Annotated in this window: 5 protein-coding genes and 1 tRNA gene; all 6 read left to right on the top strand. The window is 51.8% G+C overall.

Features of this window, described 5'->3' with window-relative positions; all coding sequences use genetic code 11:
- The first annotated feature begins 36 nt into the window (after positions 1-36).
- The 6 genes from rpoD (at position 37) to IT971_RS17330 (ending at position 20,440) form a co-directional block, all read left to right on the top strand.
- Positions 37-2,112 (top strand): RNA polymerase sigma factor RpoD, encoded by a 2,076-nt coding sequence (rpoD, locus tag IT971_RS17355; RefSeq protein ID WP_063093130.1) that lies wholly within the window; start codon positions 37-39, stop codon positions 2,110-2,112.
- A 96-nt stretch (positions 2,113-2,208) separates the two neighbouring features.
- Positions 2,209-2,285 (top strand) — tRNA-Ile (locus tag IT971_RS17350).
- 1,107 nt (positions 2,286-3,392) lie between these two features.
- On the top strand, positions 3,393-9,680 hold the full coding sequence (locus tag IT971_RS17345; RefSeq protein ID WP_065701683.1) for a cadherin-like domain-containing protein: 6,288 nt from the start codon (positions 3,393-3,395) through the stop codon (positions 9,678-9,680).
- Positions 9,681-9,874: 194 nt separating this feature from the next.
- Entirely contained in the window at positions 9,875-12,052 is a 2,178-nt protein-coding gene (locus IT971_RS17340) for a type I secretion system permease/ATPase (protein ID WP_269451299.1), read from the top strand.
- Positions 12,036-13,484, top strand: coding sequence for an HlyD family type I secretion periplasmic adaptor subunit (locus tag IT971_RS17335; protein ID WP_063095380.1), 1,449 nt, complete (start codon positions 12,036-12,038; stop codon positions 13,482-13,484). Before IT971_RS17340 ends, IT971_RS17335 begins: the two co-directional genes overlap by 17 nt.
- Positions 13,485-13,816: 332 nt before the next feature.
- On the top strand, positions 13,817-20,440 hold the full coding sequence (locus IT971_RS17330; protein ID WP_065701682.1) for a tandem-95 repeat protein: 6,624 nt from the start codon (positions 13,817-13,819) through the stop codon (positions 20,438-20,440).
- Positions 20,441-20,553: the final 113 nt, after the last annotated feature.

Below are 20,553 nucleotides of genomic sequence, written 5' to 3'. Positions count from 1 at the left end.
CGGTACGAACTGTACCCAGCGGGAAACGGGGAATAGATGTCGTCTAAGACTTCGAACGCTGAAGAGAAAAAGAACTCTTCTGAAACCGCAGACGGACCTCTTCTCGATACATATAAAGCGGCCATCAAGAAGCTCATTGCCAAGGGCAAAGAGAAAGGCCACATCTCGGTCGATGAATTGAACGCTGCCTTGCCGTCGGAGCATTTTTCCTCCGAACAGATCGAAGACGTGATGAGCAATCTCAACGAGATGGGCATCAATGTTATCGATGGTGAAGATGGGGACGACTCGGACGACGATGACGAGAAAGACTCGGATCCGAGCGGCAATATCTCTGAAGATGATGTTGGCCGTACCGATGATCCGGTCCGTATGTATCTGCGTGAAATGGGCAGCGTCGAGCTGCTGTCGCGCGAGGGCGAAATTGCCATTGCCAAACGTATCGAGGCTGGCCGTGACATGATGATTGGCGGGATTTGCGAATCCCCGCTGACCATTCGTGCGATCGTCAACTGGCATGATCAGCTTCAGGCTGGCAATCTTCTGCTTCGCGATGTGATCGATCTGGAAACCACTTATGGTGGTGGTCCTGATGCGGAAATCGCAGCCGCAGAAGGTGACGAAGCCGAAGAAACCGAAGGCGATGATTTCGAGGCAGCCGCCGTCGAAACCGATGCCGACGAAGACGAAGAAGCCGAAACCGAAACGCCAGAACCGACCGGTGCGCCCGCCAGCGACGAGGAAGAAGAGGACGACGACGAAGAAGAGTCGGACGAAGATTCCGAGGGTTCTGAAGGCGAAGGTGATGGCGACGATGAGGACGATGACGAGAACGAACAGGTCAACGTTTCACTTTCCAAAATGGAAGAGGAACTGACCGAGCAGGTTCTTGAGAAGTTCGAACTGATCGCCAAAACCTATGAGAAATTGCACAAGGCACAGGAACAGCGCCTTGTCGCGATGAACAAGGGCGAAAGCGTTCCGGCGGCGACCGAAAAACGTTATGCCAAGCTGAAGGGCGAGATGGTTGACCTGATGGAAGATGTTCATCTGAACAACTTCCGGATCGAGGAGCTGCTTGATCACCTGACCGGCCTGAACAACCGTTTGCTCGGCCTTGAAGGCAAGCTTCTGCGTTTTGCCGACCGTTGCAAGATCAAGCGTCCCGATTTCGTCAAGCAGTATCAGGGCCATGAACTTGACCCGAACTGGATGGAACGCGTCAGCGAATTGCCGGGCAAGGGCTGGAAGGCTTTCATCGAACGCTACCCGGATGAAATCGCGCAGCTGCGTGAACAGGTTGGCGGTGTTTCGGCCGAAGTCGGTTTGCCGATTGGTGAATTCCGCCGTGTTTACGGCGTCGTCAACAAGGGCGAACGCGAAGCAGCACGTGCGAAAAAGGAAATGATCGAGGCCAACCTGCGTCTCGTGATTTCCATTGCCAAGAAATACACCAACCGCGGTCTTCAGTTCCTTGACCTTATTCAGGAAGGCAATATCGGCCTGATGAAGGCGGTGGACAAGTTTGAATACCGCCGTGGTTACAAATTCTCGACCTATGCGACCTGGTGGATCCGTCAGGCGATCACGCGTTCCATCGCCGATCAGGCCCGTACGATCCGTATTCCGGTTCACATGATCGAAACCATCAACAAGCTGGTCCGTACCTCGCGCCAGATGTTGCATGAAATCGGTCGGGAGCCGACCCCGGAAGAGCTGGCAGAAAAACTGCAGATGCCGCTTGAAAAGGTTCGCAAGGTTCTGAAAATTGCCAAGGAGCCAATCTCGCTCGAAACCCCGATCGGGGACGAGGAAGACAGCCATCTTGGCGATTTCATCGAGGACAAGAACGCCGTTCAGCCGCTTGATGCTGCGATCCAGGCCAACCTGCGGGAAACCACCACGCGCGTTCTGGCATCGCTTACACCGCGTGAAGAACGTGTTCTGCGTATGCGTTTCGGGATCGGGATGAACACCGACCATACCCTCGAAGAGGTTGGGCAGCAGTTCTCCGTGACCCGCGAACGTATCCGTCAGATCGAGGCAAAGGCGCTGCGCAAGCTCAAGCATCCGTCGCGCTCGCGCAAATTGCGTTCTTTCCTCGATTATTAAAAAATCTTGCGACGTTCGGGCTTGACCTTGGCCCGAAAATCGCTAGTTTTCGGGACCGCGCCAAACAATTGGCGCGGTCTTTTCCATTCCCCTTGGGGGCCCGTAGCTCAATTGGTTAGAGCCGACCGCTCATAACGGTCTGGTTGGGGGTTCAAGTCCCTCCGGGCCTACCATCCATCCAATTAACTTATTGATATTCAACGGTTAATTGTTGATTGTGTCCCGCGATTTTTAACGTCGTGGGACACATTTCCCCTAAAATGCCTACCATATTTTTCGTAAAAATTCTTGATTTGTTCTTTTGTTTGTGGCATAAGAGAAAAATCAACGGGAGAAATGCACCCGGACCGAAACCCGCAAAGCCTTGTAGGCTCTGCGGGTTTTTGCGTTCGGGGCCGGATCAAGGATGTGATCAGGATGCAGTTGCAAAGACGCGGAACAGACACGGGGCAGGGCGGCGGGGTGCCCCACAGGCTATGGGGCAGCGGATGGCGGAGCCATTATGGCGGCGTTCTGCCCGAGGATTAGGACCGGGGGACTAACCCGATCATTTGCCATGACGGGAGAGGTGCGTCTTGTTGAAGAGGGAGCGTCAAATTTGCCGGGAGCGGCAGGAATGGCAGGAGGGGGGCAGCATTGAGCTATGGCCCGTCAACGGTCTAAAGGTGGGGCCCGTGCGCCCGGAGTTTGTCTGGACCTCGGTGGTTGCCGGGAAGTGCCGCCATTGCCGAAAGTGACCGGAGCACCTCGTGAGGCCGAAGGCCGTCTGCTGGGAAGGCTGCCGATCTGCGCTCCGTTGGCGAGGATGCCGAAGCCCCGGGTTCGTCGGGACTTCCCGGATTGCGGGAAATCCGGTTTTGGCTGATGTACTCAGACGAGCGCGGTCTGCTGATTCTGATTTGACTGCACCGCTGATGCGCGCTTCAGCTTTCCCGGACATCGTCCGCCTCTTTCTTTGAAGGTTAATTTTATATTTGAATTGAAACATTGTTCATCGATTCGGGTAAGTCGCAGATACAAAATGCTCGATCGCTCCTTTTCTCCCCCGCACGCAATGAGCTCAACGCATCGATTGCAGAGTTGTCATAATTCGGGGTTATGCCGCTGCTTTCACTAACTTATTTGATGTCTACAATTCTTCGTTGAGTAACCAAAGTTTCGCTTGCGCGTTCGTTGTTTCACAACTTATGCTCTTTTAACGAGTGGTAATTGCAGAGTGCAGTTGTGAATGGATGTTTTGACGCTGTAGCGTGTCGAGATGGCGATGCTAGGGGGCTTGAATGCAGGACGAGATTTCAACGATTGCGAACCGTTCAGTGATCATTGCGGCGAGTGAATTGCTAGCCAATGATAGCGAGAATGGTGGCGCGGATTATACGATTGCCTCGGTGCAGGATGGTGAGCATGGGGCGGTGTCGTTGGATGCCGATGGAAATGTCGTGTTCACGCCGGATGAAGATCATTATGGTCCGGCAGTGTTCAGCTATACGGCAATAGATGCGGATGGCAACAGCAGCACGGCTACTGTCACCGTGGATGTACGTGCAACCCTCGATGATCCTACATTTATTGGCTATAGCCAGAAGAAAGATGAATGGGATGTTACCCAGCTTGCGGATGGCACTCATGTTGTGATCCGTCAGAGCGGTGTCTACTATCATCATCAACGTTATGATGCCTCGGGTGAGCCGCTGGGACCACTTGTGAAGTCCGAAGGCATTAATGCAATTGATGCCAACATTACCGGTCTGGCGAATGGCAATTACGTCATTACCTATTCGCATCCTATCCATGTGAACGATGCGGTCCGGTTTCAGGTATTCAATTCTGCGGGTACCCTACTGAAAGAAGTCAAGTTTGTAGAAGAAAACGAGGCCTATTTCGGGATAGGGGAAGGGGTTGATAGCACGAACCCTGATATCATAGCGCTTCAGGACGGCGGCTTTATCCTGGTGATGAGCCGAGAGATTGACGGTCACACGGATGGTCAGGATACGTTCGGCCTGCGCCATGATGCATCTGGGAATGTTGTCGGGGATATGTTTGATCTCAGTGGATTTTCCGCTGGGAACGACCGGATGGCAACGGGAATAGAGCTTGCCGATGGCCGTTTGCTGTTGCTGATGATGAATGGTTCGAACGAGACGGTTGGCCAACTGTTTTCATCTGGTGGTCATCCTTTGGGGACATCATTTGTTGTTCGCGATTTTGTCGGAACGACGGATACGAGTGACCCGATGTATATGGGGCTTGGTGCCAAGCCAGCACTTCTTGCAGATGGCAGTATTGCGATTGTGAGTGGGCGTGAGCTTGTTGTTTATTCGATCGGATCGGATAACAGTGTCAATGAAACCAGCCGTGTTAACCTTGAAACGCTGGGCCCGGATGGCTGGAATATCGTGTCAGGCGACGTGATTGCGCTTGCCGATGGTGGTTACTTTGCGGTGTTCAACAGCCGTGAAGCCGGGGAAGCGAGTTACCATCATGTTTATGGCCAGCGCTATGATGCATCGGGGAACCCCGTTCACGGTGTTGTCGATTTTGGTGAACTGGTTGATGGGCAGGAAACCTATGTCAAGCTTGAACATGCCGATGATGGCGGGGCCTATGTGTACTTCAGTAATCCGTACAGCGTGAACACATCAAAGCTTTACAAGATTCATGTCGATAGTGGTGTCACCGGTGAAACGCTTGATCCCGCACAATATCGGGAATATGCGGTCGCATCGGCGGACGATATTTCGACGGTTGCGAACCGTTCGGTGATCATCGCGGCGAGTGAGCTGCTAGCCAATGATGGTGAGAATGGTGGTGAGGGATATTCGATCACCTCGGTACAGAGCGGTGAGCATGGGACGGTGTCGTTGAATGTGGATGGCAGTGTGACGTTCACGCCAGAAGCGGATTATTACGGTCCGGCAGTGTTCAGCTATACGGCAACGGATGCGGATGGCCACAGCAGTACGGCAACCGTTACGATGGATGTGCGTGCGACTTTGGATCAGCCAACATTTATTGGTTATGGGCCGAGGAAAAATGGTTTTGATGTTACCCAGCTTGCGGATGGCAGCCATGTTGTGATCCGTCAGAGTGGCGTTTATATCGAGCATCAACGTTATGATGCCTCGGGTGAGCCGCTGGGACCGCTTGTGAAGTCCGAAGGCGTTAATGCAATTGATGCCAACATTACCGGTCTGGCGAATGGCAATTACGTCATTACCTATTCGCATCCTATCCATGTGAACGATGCGGTCCGTGTTCAGGTATTCAATTCGACGGGTACCCTACTGAAAGAAGTCAAGTTTGTAGAAGAAAACGAGGCCTATTTCGGGATAGGGGAAGGGGTTGATAGCACGAACCCTGATATCATAGCGCTTCAGGATGGCGGCTTTATCCTGGTTATGAGCCGAGAGATTGACGGTCACACGGATGGTCAGGATACGTTCGGCCTGCGCCATGATGCATCTGGGAATGTTGTCGGAGATATGTTTGATCTCAGTGGATTTTCCGCTGGGAACGACCGGATGGCAACGGGAATAGAGCTTGCCGATGGCCGTTTGCTGTTGCTGATGATGAATGGTTCGAACGAGACGGTTGGCCAACTGTTTTCATCTGGTGGTCATCCTTTGGGGACATCATTTGTTGTTCGCGATTTTGTCGGAACGACGGATACGAGTGACCCGATGTATATGGGGCTTGGTGCCAAGCCAGCACTTCTTGCAGATGGCAGTATTGCGATTGTGAGTGGGCGCGAGCTTGTTGTTTATTCGATCGGATCGGATAACAGTGTCAATGAAACCAGCCGTGTTAACCTTGAGACGCTGGGCCCGGATGGCTGGAATATCGTGTCAGGCGACGTGATTGCGCTTGCCGATGGTGGTTACTTTGCGGTGTTCAACAGCCGTGAAGCCGGGGAAGCGAGTTACCATCATGTTTATGGCCAGCGCTATGATGCATCGGGGAACCCCGTTCACGGTGTTGTCGATTTTGGTGAACTGGTTACAGGGTACTATCAGCTTACAGATGGTCGGGAATCCTACCTGAAACTGGAACATGCCGAAGATGGTGGTGTGTATATCTATTTCAGCAATTATCGTTCTACGAACTCGCTGGAATTTTATAAAATCCATGTTGATAGCAGTGTTACCGGTGAAACGCTTGATCCGGCACAATACCGGGAATATGCGATTGCATCGGCGGACGATATTTCGACGGTTGCGAACCGTTCGGTGATCATCGCGGCGAGTGAGCTTCTTTCCAATGATGGTGAGAATGGTGGCGAGGGATATTCGATCTCCTCGGTGCAGAGTGGCGAGCATGGGACGGTGTCGTTGGATGCTGACGGGAATGTCGTTTTCACGCCAGAAGCCGATTATTACGGTCCGGCAGTGTTCAGCTATACGGCAACGGATGCGGATGGCCACAGCAGTACGGCAACCGTTACGATGGATGTGCGTGCGACTTTGGATCAGCCAACATTTATTGGTTATGGGCCGAGGAAAAATGGTTTTGATGTTACCCAGCTTGCGGATGGCAGCCATGTTGTGATCCGTCAGAGTGGCGTTTATATCGAGCATCAACGTTATGATGCCTCGGGTGAGCCGCTGGGACCGCTTGTGAAGTCCGAAGGCGTTAATGCAATTGATGCCAACATTACCGGGCTGGCGAATGGCAATTATGCCATCACCTACTCACATATTTCCTCTTCTAATGATGCGGTTCGTGTTCAGTTATTCAATTCGACGGGCACCCTTCTGAAAGAAGTCAAGCTTATAGATGAATGGGGTGATAATACGAATCCCGATATCATAGCGCTTCAGGATGGCGGCTTTATCCTGGTGATGAGCCGAGAGAGTGATGGTCAGACAGACGGTCAGGATACTTTTGGTCAGCGTTATAACGCATCCGGGAATGTTGTCGGGGATATGTTTGATCTCAGTGGATTTTCCGCTGGGAACGACCGGATGGCAACGGGAATAGAGCTTGCCGATGGCCGTTTGCTGTTGCTGATGATGAATGGTTCGAACGAGACGGTTGGCCAACTGTTTTCATCTGGTGGTCATCCTTTGGGGACATCATTTGTTGTTCGCGATTTTGTCGGAACGACGGATACGAGTGACCCGATGTATATGGGGCTTGGTGCCAAGCCAGCACTTCTTGCAGATGGCAGTATTGCGATTGTGAGTGGGCGTGAGCTTGTTGTTTATTCGATCGGATCGGATAACAGTGTCAATGAAACCAGCCGTGTTAACCTTGAAACGCTGGGCCCGGATGGCTGGAATATCGTGTCAGGCGACGTGATTGCGCTTGCCGATGGTGGTTACTTTGCGGTGTTCAACAGCCGTGAAGCCGGGGAAGCGAGTTACCATCATGTTTATGGCCAGCGCTATGATGCATCGGAGAACCCCGTTCACGGTGTTGTCGATTTTGGTGAACTGGTTACAGGGTACTATCAGCTTACAGATGGTCGGGAATCCTACCTGAAACTGGCACATGCCGAAGATGGTGGTGTGTATATCTATTTCAGCAATTATCGTTCTACGAACTCGCTGGAATTTTATAAAATCCATGTTGATAGTGGTGTCACCGGTGAAACGCTTGATCCCGCACAATATCGGGAATATGCGGTCGCATCGGCGGACGATATTTCGACGGTTGCGAACCGTTCAGTGATCATCGCGGCGAGTGAATTGCTTGCCAATGACGGTGAGAATGTTGACGGATATGCAATTGCCTCCGTGCAGAGCGGTGAGCATGGGACGGTGTCGTTGAATGTGGATGGCAGTGTGACGTTCACGCCAGACGCGGATTATTACGGTCCTGCTAAGTTCAGTTACGTTGTTTATGATGGTTTGGGGGGTAACAGTTCGGCGACTGTTACAGTTGATGTGCGAGCGACTCTTGATGACCCGACGAAGCTGTCACCGGGCTATGTCGTTGAAGGTGAAGCGGATGGACGTGTCGAATGGGATGTTGCGCAGCTTTCTGACGGCAGTCAGGTTGTCACCTGGTATGACGGAGCCTATCGGATCTATCGTCAACGCTATGATGCATCGGGCGCGCCGACAGGTAGCCGCCAGACGATCACGGTTTCACTGAATACGACAGGCATCAATATCACCGGTCTTGCGAATGGCAATTATATCATCACCTATTCGGATGCTCCCGAAAGCACAGTAAAGTTCCAGCTCTTCAATGCGACAGGAAACCGTCTGACAGATGTCAGTCTGCAGGAAGCCGGTGTCAACATCTCTGACGCAGATATCATAGCACTTCAGGACGGCGGCTTTGTTCTTGTCATGAGCCGCCAGGTTAACGGCGAAACCATAGGCGAGGATACCTTTGGTCAGCGCTATGATGCGTCGGGCAATGAAGTTGGCGAGCTGTTTGATCTGAGTGGTCTTGCTGGTGGCAATGATACCATGGCCACCGGGCTTGAGTTACCCGATGGCCGTTTGCTCATGATGATGAAGAACGGCGCTAACGAGACCGTTGGGCAAGTGTTTTCCTCTGCGGGGTATCCGCTGGGCACAACCTTTGTCATTCGGGACTTTGTCGGTACGAATGACACGACAGATCCAATGTATTTTGGCCTTGGTGCGAAGCCGACGCTTTTGGCGGATGGCCGGGTTGCGGTTGTGAGTGGCCGTAGCCTCGTTGTGTATGAGTTTGGCTCAGACAATGTGGTAACGGAACTTACGCGAGTTGATCTTGCGACCCTTGATCCGGATGGCGGCAATGTGGTGTCTGGTGACGTCATTGCCCTTGTAGATGGCGGCTATTTCACGGTGTTCAACAGCCGGGAAGGCAACGCTTCAAGTCCCTATCAGGTTTACGGTCAGCGCTATGATGCGTCAGGCAATCCGGTGAATGGTGTTGTCGACTTTGGCGAGCTTGTTGATGGTCAGGAAACCTATGTGAAGCTTGAGCACGCCGATGATGGGGGTGTGTATATCTATTTCAGCAACCCGATCAGTTCGAGTCATGCCGAGCTTTACAAGATCCATGTCGATAGTGGTGTTACGGGTGAAACACTCGATCCGGCACAGTATCGGGACTACAAACCGGAGGTAGGTGGTGTAGGTAACGACGTTATCACCGGAAGTGCATTATCGGATGCTCTTGTTGGCAATTCGGGAGATGATGTGCTGGATGGCGGGGCAGGAAATGATTTGATATCTGGTGGCAGTGGTGCAGACACATTTGTTTTTGGTCGTGGTTTCGATCATGACACTATTACGGATGCAGATGCCGCTGATCAGATTTTGCTTCAACCTGACGTGCTAGCCGAAGATGTATGGCTGTTTCAGCAAGGTGATGACTTGGTAATACAGTTGCTTGGTTCGCAGGATAACCTGACAGTTGCAAATTGGTATAGTCCGGCTGCGCAGAAAGTCGGCGAGATTGAAATTGCGGGCAGTACGTTGCAGGCAACGAACGTTCAGAACCTTGTTGATGCCATGTCTGTCTTCGGCATCAATGATGTGGCAGTGGATAGCATTGATCACAACAGCACCGAGTTCCAGAATGCTCAGGCTGTGATTGCTGCAAACTGGCAAAGCAGTTAACGAAATCTTGTATGAGCAGGGTGCACTCAAAGTGCCCTGCTCACCATCATTGTTGATAGAGCTTTCTAGCTGCTTTCTAGGTCTGCGAGCATATCAGCTTCATCAATCTCCATTTGCGACAAGCTCTAATTCTGTGATTAATAGTCATTAGTATACGGAAGTGGGGGCTTGCGTGCGAACTTTGGGGAAATCTTTTGCAGGAAGCAATCGAGAATAACCAGCAAGAAGAGCAGAAAACCAAGGATAGTGGTTTGCTGGCGCTGGTCACAATTTTGCGCTTTTTTAATTTGCCTGCGGATGCCGAGCAGATCCGTCATCAGTTCGGCAAACCCGGCGCGCTTTTCGTGATCGAGGATTTACAACTGGCGGCCAAGCGGCTGAAGCTGAAATCCCGGATTGTTCAATCGGGTTGGGAACGACTTGCCAAAACAAACCTGCCCGCGATTGCCGAAATCAAAAACGGCAGCTTTGTTATTGTTGCCAAGATTGATGTCGAGCAAGGGAAGGTCTTGGTACAGGACCCGATTGCCGGGCGTGCGGTTGCTGTTGACAAGGCCGACTTTGAAGACAAATGGTCCGGGCGGTTGTTGCTGGCAACGCGCCGTGCTGCGATCCTTGGTCAGGGCGGAAAGTTTGATATTTCATGGTTCGTCGCGGCTCTTTCGAAGTACCGCCGCATCTTCATTGAGGTCCTGATTGCATCCTTCTTTCTGCAGCTCTTTGCACTGATCTCCCCGCTGTTTTTCCAGGTGGTGATTGACAAGGTTCTTGTCCATCGCGGTTTGACGACGCTGGATGTGCTGGTCTTCGGGTTGCTTGTTGTTTCGGTGTTTGAGGTGCTGCTTGGCACTCTTCGAACCTATATCTTCTCGCATACCACCAACCGGGTGGATGTTGAACTCGGTGCGCGGCTGTTCCGCCATTTGCTGTCGCTGCCGATGGGCTATTTTCAGGCGCGTCAAGTTGGGCAAAGTGTTGCGCGCGTGCGAGAACTTGAAAGCATTCGAAACTTCATCACTGGTTCTGCCCTGACCCTTGTGATTGATCTGTTTTTCACCATCGTGTTCTTCGCGGTGATGTGGCATTTCAGCCCGCTTCTGACGATGATTGTGTTGGGCTCCATCCCGTTTTTCGTCATTCTGGCCTTTGTCGTCACCCCGGTCTTGCGCAAGCGTTTGGATGACAAGTTCCAGCGTGGGGCGGAAAATCAGGCGTTTCTGGTTGAAAGTGTTACCGGTGTTGAAACACTGAAGGCACTTGCGGTCGAGCCTCAGATGCAACGCCGCTGGGAAGAGCAGCTTGCCGGTTACGTGCATTCAAGTTTTAAAACGGCCAACTTGGGCAACGTTGCTGGACAATTGACCCAACTGATTTCCAAGATCACCACGGTACTGACATTGTATTTTGGGGCCACGGCTGTTGTCGGTGGCGATATGACAGTTGGACAACTGGTGGCGTTTAACATGCTGGCGGGACGCGTGACCGGCCCGATCCTGAGACTGGCGCAATTGTGGAATGATTTCCAGCAGGCCCGTATTTCGATTGATCGTCTGGGCGATATCCTGAATTCGCCAACCGAACCAACCTATAACCCAAATCGATCCACGCTCAATGACATCAAGGGGGATATCAAGTTTGATCTGGTGACTTTCCGGTATCGCCCCGATGGGCCGGAAATTCTGCGCAGGGTTGATCTTAGCATCAATGCAGGCGAGGTGGTTGGTATCGTCGGTCCAAGTGGATCGGGCAAAAGTACCCTGACCAAATTGGTACAGCGCATGTATGTGCCCGAAAGTGGTCGGGTCCTGATTGATGGTATTGATCTTTCAATGGTGGATACTGCTTGGCTTAGGCGCCAGGTCGGGGTGGTTTTACAGGAAAACATCCTGTTTAACCGGTCCTTGCGTGAAAACATCGCCCTTGCTGATCCCGGCATGCCGATGGAGCGCGTTATCGAAGCCGCCAAACTTGCGGGTGCCCATGAATTCATCCTCTCGCTTTCGGATGGCTACGACACCAAAATCGGCGAGCGCGGATCAAACCTGTCGGGAGGGCAACGCCAGCGTGTGGCAATTGCGCGGGCGTTGGTCAATAACCCGCGCATTCTGATCTTTGACGAAGCGACCAGCGCACTCGATTATGAATCCGAAAAAATCATTCAGGAGAACATGCGCCGGATCTGCAAAGGCCGCACAGTTCTTATTATTGCCCACCGGTTAGCTGCCGTGCGCGATGCCGATCGGATCATCACGGTTGAGGCCGGACAGGTCATCGAAGATGGCACCCATGAGGAGCTCCTTCGTAACGGCGGGCGCTATTCCAAGCTTTATCAATTGCAGGCAGGGACGGTAAACAATGTCGCTGCGCAATAATCTTGAAGAGTTCTATGTGCGTGCCAAGGATGCGGGCAGTGCGGCCTTCAGGGAGCTCTTCGAACGTTTTCCACGCCTAGACCCGAATTCGAAGCAGTCGAAAGCAACCCGCTCGGCAGAGGAACGTGAATTTCTGCCTGCCGCGATTGAAATTATGGAAACGCCGGCCAACCCCCTTGGTCGCACTGTGGCCTTGTCGCTCGCCGGGTTCTTTACGATTGCTATTGGCTGGGCCGTTATCGGGCAGGTCGATGTTGTGGCGGTCGCACAGGGGCGTCTGATGCCAACGGGGGGCGTCAAGCAGATCCAACCGCTAGAAATCGGGATCGTGCGTGCGATCCATGTTCGGGATGGTCAGCATGTCACTGCAGGAGACCTGCTAATCGAACTCGATCCGACGGAGAGTGAGGCCGACAAAGGCCAGCTTTTGCACGAACGGGATGCTGCTGCCCTTGATATAGCACGTCTTCGGGCTTTTCTTAATGGCATGGATGAAAGCACTGTTGCAGCACTGTCGCGCCACGCGACTTTAAATGACGAAATTCTTCAAACGGCAGAGCAGAAGCTTCGCAGTGACTTGTCAGCCTTTTTTGCCAAGCTGGCGGCGAAGGATGCCGAGGCTGCAAAACTTCGGGCAGAGCGTGCGTCGATCAATGCCGAAATTGCCAAAAGTCGGGAGCTTCTTCCGCTTCTGGTGGAGCGCGAAGGATCGCTTTCGAGCCTCGTCTCTGACGGTATTAGCACCAAGCCGGTTTGGCTGGAAGTCAAACAACAACTGATTGAAACCACAAGCAATCTTGAGATCTACCGCAACCGGCTTGAAGAAGCTGATGCTTCCATCACAGCGGCAGAGAAAGACCGTGAAAACCTGATCGCGCAAACCAAACAACAAACACTTGAAGAACTGCTTGATGCCCGTAATAAGTTTGAAACGGCGGTCATTACTCTGCGTAAGGCCGAAAGCCGCGAAGAGCGCCATCAATTGCGCGCCCCGGTCAGCGGTACTATCCAGCAATTGGCGGTGCACACTATACGCGGCGTTGTCTCGCCGGCGGAAAGTCTAATGGTGGTTGTGCCCGATGATGTGGAGCTTGAAGCCGTCGCCAAGGTGCAAAACAAGGATGCCGGGTTTGTCAGTACACAGCAGGATGCGGTGATCAAGATCGACAGCTTCCCCTTCACCCGCTACGGCAAAATCGACGGCAAGGTTAAAAGCATCTCGCGTGATGCCATTCAGGATGAAGACCTGGGGTTGGTCTATGAGGTGCGTGCAACCCTTGATACTTCGGAAATCTTTGCCGATGGCCGGATGGTCAAGCTGACGCCCGGAATGACGGCGTCGGTAGAAGTGAAGACTGGCAAGCGTCGGATTATCGAGTTTTTGCTGTCCCCCGTAATGAAATACGGGGATGAAGCGCTCAGAGAAAGATGAGTTGAGCATCAAATTAACGCAATTAAAGACCCGCGACGTATACAAACAGCCCCGTAGCAGTTGTTGCGGGGCTGTTTTGCGATGAAGGCGCATTTGATTTTCAAGGCGTCTGTATTTGGACCCATAACGGTTGAAATTGGGCGATTCTATGCGTCCTTTTTTGCTCTTAAATGATCTTTCGCTAAACTTTAACGTGTTTTAAAGTTTTAAAACGTGACATGATTCGCAACCTTCACCTTAATATTCATCATTAAATTCAGATAGGAAGCGATTCCCATCTAGGGCGTTTCCTCTTTCATCAGACAATTTACAGGGCATCAACGGGGACAGTTATGGTTGAACAACAGAATGAAAATGTTGCAGCAGCGGCGGTTTGGGGGGCTGGTGCAGATGCCGGGACGATTAACGAACTGGCAGACGGTGCTCCTGGGGAAGCGCAAAATACTCATGCGTCTGCTGGGGTGATTTCATTCTCTGATACGGTTATAGAGCATTCTCATAGCATCTCAGTTGTTGAGCCGACCTCGTCTCTGGGAACATTCACGGCTTTTGTTTTAGACCCGGCAAATGGTGATGGAAGTGGGACAGCACTTTGGCAGTATTTCGTCCATGACGCCGCAATTGAATATTTGGGGGCCGGAGAAAGCATCACAGAAACCTATGTGATGGTTCTTGTCGATGATCATGGTGCGGAGGTTTCCAAAGAGGTCAGCGTCACCATAACGGGTAAAAATGATGCGCCTGAAATTTCGGTGTCATCGCCCGGTGCTGTAATCAGCGAACTTGCCGATGGTGACGCGGGCGAGGGAACGACAGAGCATACGGCAGATGGTACTGTCGAATTTTCTGATCTTGATCTGAGTGACGATCACACTGTGTCGGTTGCGTCGCCTTCTGGTCACAGGGGCGTTTTGACGGCAACGCTGGCCGCCAATGGTACCGGTGTCATTGAGTGGAACTATGTCGTTTCTGACGGGGCACTGGATGGCCTTGCTGAAGGCGAAACCCTGGTCGAAAGCTTTGAAGTCAGTATTGATGACGGCCATGGTGGGGTTACGACGACAACTGTCGATATCACGTTAACTGGCGCCGGGGATGCGACGGCGGTTTGGGGCGCTGGTGTAGATGTTGGAACGATTAACGAATTGGCAGATGGAGCTTCAGGAGAAGCGCAAAACACTCACGGGGCTTATGGGGGGATTTCATTTTCTGATACAGTCATAGAGCACTCCCACAGCATTTCGGTTGTAGAGCCAACTTCATCTTTGGGAACATTTACGGCTTTCGTTTTAGATCCAGCAAATGGTGATGGAAGTGGAACTGCACTTTGGCAGTATTACGTAAATGACGCTGCGATTGAGTATTTAGGCGTCGGAGAAAGCATCACAGAAACCTATGTGATGGTCCTTACCGACGGCGAAGGGGGAGAGGTCTCCAAAGAAGTCACCGTAACCATAACGGGTAAAAATGATGCGCCCGAGATCGTGGTATCATCGCCCGGTGCAGTAATCAGCGAAATTGCCGATGGCGATGCTGGTGAGGGAACGACTGAGCACACCGCAGATGGTACCGTCGAATTTTCTGATCTTGATCTGAGTGACGGTCACACTGTCTCGGTTACGGGGCCTTCTGGTCACAAGGGTGTTCTGACCGCAACACCTGCGCAAGGTGCGACGGGCGGTAATACAGGTGTTGTTGAATGGAACTATAGCGTTTCTGATGGTGCGCTGGAGCAACTTGCCGAAGGTGAAACGCTGATAGAAAGTTTTGAGGTCAGCATTGATGACGGTCATGGTGGTGTGACGACGACAACCGTCGATATTACACTGACCGGGACCAATGATGCGCCCGAGATTTCGGCGTCGTCGTCCGGCGCCTTCATCAGCGAAATTGCCGAGGGTGATGCTGGCGAGGGAGCTACCGAGCATACAGCCGAAGGTACCATCGAATTTTCTGATCTTGATCTGAGTGACGATCACACTGTGTCGGTTGCGTCGCCTTCTGGTCACAGGGGCGCTCTGACAGCAACGCTTGTCCAGGACTCGACAGGCGGTAATACCGGCATCATCGAATGGAACTATGTCGTTTCTGACGGCGCGCTGGATAGTCTTGCAGAAGGCGAAACGGTGGTCGAGAGTTTTGAGGTCAGCATTGATGACGGCCATGGTGGGGTGACGACGACAACTGTAGATATCACGCTGACTGGTACAAATGATGCGCCGGTAATTAATGGTAATGTTGTTGGTGGTGGTGAAGAAGACCAAGCGACTTTTACGGTCGATCTCCTTTCAAATGCGACAGATGTGGATGGTGACGTACTGAGTGTTGAGAATGCCGTTGTAACGGTATCTGACGGTCGTGCGCTGGATTATTCCATCGACCCGCAGACAGGTGCGTTTGTGCTGGATCCCGAACAGTTTAACGATCTTGCCGAGGGTGAGAGCGTTACCATCGATGTCGACTATGGGGTTTCGGATGGCAGTGTGTCTGTCGGGGCGTCAGCGACTGTAACGATTGAAGGGCGTAATGATGCTCCCGCTGCTGTGGCTGATATCACGATTGTCACCGAAGATCTCACGACAGATCCGGTGACAGGCAATGTTCTTGATAATGACACGGATGCCGATGGCGATACACTGCAGGTTATTTCGGTCAACGGCGAAGCGCAGCTTATCGGGCAGGCGATCGTCGGAACATATGGCAGCCTTCTGTTGAACTCCGATGGCACCTACGTGTACCAAATTGATAACGCCAGTGCCGCGGTACAGGCGCTTTCGGCAGGGCAAATTGTGGTTGAAAGCTTCACTTATACCATCAGTGATGGTCATGGTGGCGTATCGCAGTCCACATTTGATGTCACAGTTCAGGGGACTAATGATGCGCCCGTCGTTGGCGATATCGATTTTGGGTCGATTGACGAAGATACCAGCCGGATATTCACCGCCCAAGATCTCCTGAGCAATAGTAGTGATGTCGATGGTGACCCGTTAAGCATTACGTCGGTTTCGGTCGATCCGCAATTTGGCGCAATTATGGATAACGGCGATGGCAGCTGGACATTTGTGCCAGCAGCTAATTTCCATGGTGATAACGTCGAAATTAGCTTTGTGGCGTCGGATGGAGAGTTCGAAGATAGCGGCATTGTAACCATTGATGTTGCGTCGGTCAACGATGCGCCGGTTGCAGAGAATGACAGCTTTGTTATTGAGGCCGACAGCACGCACATTTTCAATCTTTTGGCAAACGACAGTGATGTTGATGGTGACTCCATAACTGTGACATCATCGTCCTACGTCACAGCACAGGGCGTTACGGTCGAAGTCAATGCGGATGGCAGTTTCAGCTATACCGCACCAGAAGGTTTTAGCGGTACTGATAGCTTTACGTATGAGATCAGCGATGGCCAAGGAGGGACATCCTCCGCGGTTGCTTCGATCGAGGTGGACAACCGCCCTGATATTTACGGTGGTCGTATCGTGCTTTCCGAAGCTGGTACGGTCGCGCACAAGCTGCACGGGGTTGACGTTGATGGTGACGCGCTAAGCTTCGAGCTTGTCGATGGTCCTGCTAATGGCAGTGTGACGATCAATGCGGATGGCAGTTACAGCTTCACGGCCAATGATGGTTATATTGGCGAAGACAGCTTTAGCTATCGCGTAACCGATGAACATGGTCTGAGCCGTGAAGGTGTGATGTCGGTACAGGTCGGACCGGATCACTCGCAGTTCACTTTCGCGACGATTGATACGTCAAATGTCCATAGCAGCAATGTTGTCGACGCAGATGGACTTCGTACAGATCACGATTATCCGAATACCTTCCAATCAATCTCGAGTTCGATCAGTCTGCTGACAACCGGGAAATCGTATTTCGAGGTGACGCCGGTTACGAGCGCGTCCGCGACGGATTCCTGGACGTTGCGCCTTGGCATTATAGCTGCAGGTCGGGATCTTAGTGGACGTGTTGGCCGGGATCACCCGCATCTGATCGGTTATTACGAGGATGAATATGCTCTCAATCTCACGACGGAAGCAGGAGGTGGGAGTGCATTGGCGTTGCATCAATATAGCGGTGGTTCAGATGGTATCAGCGTTATTGGTGAGAATGCTGCTTTCTCCGATGGAGACAAGATTGGTCTGTTATATGACGCCGATACCGGAAGTCTGCGCTGGTTCCTGAATGGTGTTGATCAGGGGATTGTCTTTGATGATATCCCATCGGGAGAATACGACTTCGCTGTCACCAGCGGTGATTTTGCCGTCGAGTACAACTTTGGTCAGGAACCATTTGCGTATGACGGAGCAGATGCGACGGGTTTGTATCTTGTCGACCATGGTGCTGACATTGATGGCACATCAGGTCATGACGTTCTGGAAGGCAGTACGCTAAATGATGTGATTTCGGGCAAGGCAGGAGATGACGTCCTTACCGGTGGTGAGGGCGATGATACGCTTGCCGGTGGTGAAGGGCATGATCAGGCGGTCTTCTCAGGCAATCGCAAAGACTATGCGATTGAGGACAATGGCGACGGTTCTCTGACGGTTCGGGACCTCAATGCGTCTGATGGTGATGATGGAGCTGATATTGTCAGCGGTGTTGAAGAACTTGTCTTTGCGGATGAGACTTACACGGTTGATGCAGACAATCATGGCCCGACAGTTGAAAGTGGTCGCATTGTGCTGTCTGAAGCCGGCACGATTGAACATCAGCTTAATGGTGTTGATGTCGATGGTGACGAACTGAGCTTCGAATTGGTTGATGGTCCTGCGAATGGTGTGGTGACGGTTAATGCCGATGGTACCTACAGCTTCACAGCGAATGACGGTTATGTTGGCAATGACAGCTTTAGCTATCGGGTGACCGATGAACATGGCTTGAGCCAGACGGCGGTGATGGATGTGTCGGTTGGTGTCGGTTTGACGAAGACGTCTGAAGGCAGTGACTGGGAAACTGTAACTTCATCGCAGAGTTTCGTCGGAGCGGGTGCTTTATCGTTTGTCGTAACGACTACGCCTGTAATGATAGGTTTTTCGGACTCCGAAATAACCAATGACATGTTTAATTATGGTTTCAGAGTTCGAATTGACAATCAGCTTGGCGCTGTTGATGAAAGCAGCCAGCAAGGCGTTCCAGACCGTATCGTAGGCACGTTTGAACTAGGGGATGTTCTCACTGTTGAACGGTTAGAATCCGGGGCCGTGGTTTACAAGCAAAATGGCGAGATCCTTTACACCTCTGAATATATCTCCGACGTCAGCAAGCCATTAACCGTGAATGCGTACTTAGCTAATCAGGGAGCTGTGATCGGCGATGTAACTTTTGTGGATGATGCTGGCAATGCGCAGCCAGTCAATTGGGCTCCGAGTGACTCTTTTGAGGGTAAAGAGGGAGCGTCGGGGAATGATGTGATCTCGGGCGGAGAGCTCTCTGACGTTTTAACAGGCTCCGGCGGAGACGACCTTCTGCAAGGCAATGCAGGAAATGACACCCTCGTTGGTGGAGAGGGGCATGATCAGGCGGTCTTCTCAGGCAATCGCAACGACTATGCGATTGAGGACAATGGCGACGGCTCTCTGACGGTTCGGGACCTCAATGCGTCTGATGGTGATGATGGAGCTGATATTGTCAGCGGTGTTGAAGAACTTGTCTTTGCAGATGAGACTTACACGGTTGATGCAGACAATCATGGCCCGACAGTTGAAAGTGGTCGCATTGTGCTGTCTGAAGCCGGCACGATTGAACATCAGCTTAATGGTGTTGATGTCGATGGTGACGGACTGAGCTTCGAATTGGTTGATGGCCCTGCGAATGGTGTGGTGACGGTTAATGCCGATGGTACCTACAGCTTCACAGCGAATGACGGTTATGTTGGCAATGACAGCTTTAGCTATCGGGTGACCGATGAATATGGCCTGAGCCAGACGGCGGTGATGGATGTGTCGGTTGGTATTGTGTCAGGTGGTCTGACGAAGACGTCGAAGGATTCTGATTGGAAAAGTGTCTTTGCGTTGGAGAGTTTCAGCGGCGCGGGCGCTTTGAGTTTTGAAGTAATTGACGAACCTGTGACTATAGGTTTTTCGACCTCTGAGTCAGCGTTCGATATGGCGCATGGAGTACCGGAATATAGTATTTATGTGACTAGAATTAATAATCAGATTGCTGCGTATGATCCTAGCAACGGTTATGGATTCCCTGCGCTTGTAATCGGTACGTATGAATATGGAGATATTCTGAGTGTTGAACGGCTGGAAACAGGCGCCGTTGTTTACAAGCAGAATGGCGAAATTCTATACACGTCCGAGTATGTGATCGACGCCAGTGCATCGTTGATTCCGAGTGCTTCGCTGTCTGACAAAGGAAGGACGATTGGCGAGGTGACTCTTGTTACCGGTGACGGTGATGCGGTACCGGTCAGATGGGTCACGAGTGATGCTATCAGTGGTAGTTTGACGGAAGAAGGGAGTTCAGGGAACGATGTGCTCTCCGGAGGAGGCTTAGCTGACACTTTGGTTGGCTCGGGCGGGGATGACCTTCTGCGAGGTGGAGCCGGAGATGATGTGCTTGAGGGGGGAGACGGGGCTGATACCTTTGTGTTCGGCACAGGGGATCAAGCGGATGTTATTCTCGATGCTGAAAGCAGCGACCACATTCAAATCACGGATGGGCTAGATACAGATGACCTTTGGTTCCTAAAGGATGGTGATGACTTGGTTATCCAATTGTTGGGTAGTCAGGACAATTTGACTGTTTCAGATTGGTTTGACGGAACGGGCAGCCACCGGGTCAACAACATTGAACTCGGTTCTGGTGCATCACTGGACGGGGCAAATGTTCAGGCCTTGGTCGATGCCATGTCAGTGTTCGGCGTCGGAGATGTGATTGCAGATACGATTGATCGTAGCAGCGAAGCTTTTTCGAATGTGCAAACTGTGATTGCCGCAAATTGGCAGAGCTAGCGATATCGCTGATTAGGAAATCAGTACAGATTATACCAGATCAATTTTGATATGTGCTTTCCCCTCTCTTCAAAAGATTTGATGAGAGGGGATTGATCTTGGTATTTCGCTGA

This window comes from Thalassospira sp. B30-1 (assembly GCF_015767575.1).
In the GTDB taxonomy this organism is placed as follows: domain Bacteria; phylum Pseudomonadota; class Alphaproteobacteria; order Rhodospirillales; family Thalassospiraceae; genus Thalassospira; species Thalassospira xiamenensis.
Note: the sequence above shows the minus strand (reverse complement) of the source record. Positions and strands in the feature narration are given on the sequence as shown.

Coding starts and splice junctions, on each gene's coding strand:
- IT971_RS17330 (WP_065701682.1), top strand. CDS start 13,817: ATGGTTGAACAACAGAATGAAAATGTTGCAGCAGCGGCGGTTTGGGGG.
- rpoD (WP_063093130.1), top strand. CDS start 37: ATGTCGTCTAAGACTTCGAACGCTGAAGAGAAAAAGAACTCTTCTGAA.
- IT971_RS17345 (WP_065701683.1), top strand. CDS start 3,393: ATGCAGGACGAGATTTCAACGATTGCGAACCGTTCAGTGATCATTGCG.
- IT971_RS17335 (WP_063095380.1), top strand. CDS start 12,036: ATGTCGCTGCGCAATAATCTTGAAGAGTTCTATGTGCGTGCCAAGGAT.